1 tRNA gene and 1 pseudogene are annotated in these 1,544 nt (G+C 72.7%); both read right to left on the bottom strand.

Annotation, left to right across the window (positions count from 1 at the left end):
• Positions 1–61: 61 nt before the first annotated feature.
• A tRNA-Val gene (locus tag D474_RS0115690) sits at positions 62–135 on the bottom strand.
• Between the two features lie 121 nt (positions 136–256).
• A pseudogene (locus D474_RS28895) lies at positions 257–1,544 on the bottom strand (aldehyde dehydrogenase family protein); the annotation flags it as partial.

Here is a 1,544-nt window from a genome sequence, read left to right as displayed (position 1 = left end):
CGGCAGTCCCGGCCATGCCCCGCGCTGAGGCGGGGCATGGCCGGTACTCCTCCGGGATACGTGGGCGCGAAGGGACTCGAACCCCTGACCTATTGCTTGTAAGGCAACCGCTCTAGCCGACTGAGCTACGCGCCCGTGTGGGTCGATTGGTGATCATACCGGTCTCACGGCGTGCTGCCGAACCGTTTTGCGCGCAGGCGTCGGACGGCGGCACAGGGTGTCGCCGTCCGACGCCTGCGCCGGCCCGGTTCCCGGGTCAGAACGGGTAGGTGCGGATGTCGGCCTGCATCGTCACCCACTGGGTCTCGGTGAAGGCCTCCAGGTTGGCCGCGGTACCGCCGAAGCGCGACCCGGTGCCGGAGGCGCCCACACCCCCGAAGGGAGCCACGGCCTCGTCATCGACCGTCTGGTCGTTGACGTGCACCAGGCCGGTGGGGATGCGTTCGGCGAGCTCCATGCCGCGCATCGGGTTTCCGGTGAGCACGCCCAGGGAGAGCCCGTGGTCGGAGGCTGTCGCGATCTCCACGGCCTCGTCCAGGGTGTCGAAGGCGATGACGGGCGCGACCGGGCCGAAGACCTCCTCGGCGTGCGCGGGGGTGTCGGGAGTCACCCGGTCCAGGACGGTGGGCCGGTACATCAGCCCGTCGTAGGTGCCACCCGCCCGCACCCGGGCCCCGGCCTCCACACTGCGGCTCACCAGGCCGTGCACCCGGTCGCGCTGTCCCTCGTCGATGAGTGGCCCGAGCGCGGTGCCTTCCTGCTGCGGGTCGCCGACCGCGAGCGCCTCGGCCTTGGCGGCCAGCAGCTCGACGTAGGCGTCGGCGATGGAGGAGTGCACCAGATGCCGTCCGGTGGTCATGCAGATCTGGCCCTGGTGCAGGAAGGAACCCCACGCCCCGGCCGAGGCGGCGCGTTCGACGTCGGCGTCCTCCAGGACCACGAGCGGGGAGTTGCCGCCCAGCTCCAGATGTGCGCGCTTGAGGTGACGGCCCGCGGCCTCGCCGACCTTGCGTCCGGCCTCGGTGGAGCCGGTGAAGGAGACCACGCGCACCGCGGGCTCCTCCACCAGGCGCGACCCGGCCTCGGCACCCCCGGGCAGCACGTGCAGGAGCCCCTCTGGCAGCCCGGCCTCCCGCAGGATCTGGGCGATGACCGCTCCCCCGGCCACGGCGGTCCGGGGGTCGGGCTTGAGCACCACGGCGTTGCCCAGAGCGAGGGCGGGGGCGACCGAGCGCAGGCCCAGGATCAGGGGGAAGTTGAAGGGCGCGATGACCCCGANCCGGGCCCCGCCGGGACAGGCTCAGGCGCGGCTGTTCGCTGCGCAGCACCTCACCGTTGGGTTGTGAGGCCAGGGCTGCGCTCTCGTGCGCCTCGGTCGCGGCCAGGTGCACCTCGAAACCGGCCTTGCCACGGGCCGAGCCGGTCTCGCGCATCGACCACTCGACGATCTCGTCGGTGTGCTGGGCGAAGAGATCGCCGGCGCGGCGCAGAACGGCTGCGCGCTCGGTGTAGGGGGCGGCGGCCCACGCTCGCTGGGCCCGGGC

The sequence above is a fragment of the Nocardiopsis salina YIM 90010 genome (genome assembly GCF_000341025.1).
GTDB lineage: Bacteria > Actinomycetota > Actinomycetes > Streptosporangiales > Streptosporangiaceae > Nocardiopsis > Nocardiopsis salina.
Note: the sequence above shows the minus strand (reverse complement) of the source record. Positions and strands in the feature narration are given on the sequence as shown.